The following is a 1,028-nucleotide window of genomic DNA, read 5'->3' as shown; positions in this document are numbered from 1 at the left end:
GCCTATGTCAAGGCCGGCTTCCTGTCCGCCCTCGCCAAAGGCGAAGCCAAATCCCCCCTGATCGACAAGAAGCGCGCTGTTGAACTGCTCGGCACCATGCAGGGCGGCTACAACATCGTCACTTTGGTCAACCTGCTGGACGACGCCGAACTGGCACCAGTAGCCGCCGAAGAACTCAAGCACACCCTGCTGATGTTCGATGCCTTCCACGACGTCGCTGAGCGCGCCAAGAACGGTAACGTTCACGCTAAAGGCGTGCTGCAGTCCTGGGCTGACGGCGAGTGGTTCAAGAACCGCCCGACCCTGGCCGACAAGATCAGCCTGCGCGTGTTCAAGGTCACCGGCGAAACCAACACCGACGACCTGTCCCCTGCCCCGGATGCCTGGTCCCGTCCAGACATCCCGCTGCACGCCCTGGCCATGCTGAAAATGGCCCGCGACGGCATCGTCCCTGACGCCCAAGGCGTTACCGGCCCGATGAAGCAGATCGAAGAAATGCGCGGCCAAGGCTTCCCGATCGCCTACGTCGGTGACGTGGTCGGTACCGGTTCCTCGCGTAAATCGGCGACCAACTCCGTATTGTGGTTCTTCGGTGACGACGTACCTTACGTGCCGAACAAGCGTGCTGGCGGTTTCTGCTTCGGCAGCAAAATCGCTCCGATCTTCTACAACACCATGGAAGACGCCGGCGCACTGCCAATCGAATTCGACGTGTCGAACATGCACATGGGCGACGTGATCGACCTGTACCCGCATGCGGGCAAAGTCTGCAAACACGGTACCGACGAAGTCCTGACCACCTTCGAAATGAAGACCCCGGTGCTGTTGGACGAAGTTCGTGCTGGCGGCCGTATTCCGCTGATCATCGGCCGTGGCCTGACCGACAAGGCTCGCGCCGAACTGGGTCTGCCAGCGTTCGACCTGTTCAAACTGCCGGAAGCCCCGGCTGAAAGCACCAAGGGTTACACCCTGGCGCAGAAAATGGTCGGCAAGGCTTGCGGCGTAGCCGGTGTGCGTCCTGGCACCTA

The 1,028-nt window shown here is 61.2% G+C and carries 1 pseudogene; it reads left to right on the top strand.

The window, feature by feature from the left end:
- Positions 1 to 1,028 (top strand): annotated as a pseudogene (locus C7534_RS32230) (bifunctional aconitate hydratase 2/2-methylisocitrate dehydratase); the annotation flags it as partial.

Source organism: Pseudomonas sp. OV226 (genome assembly GCF_003148705.1).
Lineage (GTDB): Bacteria > Pseudomonadota > Gammaproteobacteria > Pseudomonadales > Pseudomonadaceae > Aquipseudomonas.
The sequence above is the reverse complement of the archived record's forward strand: the minus strand, read 5'-3'. Positions and strand labels throughout refer to the sequence as shown.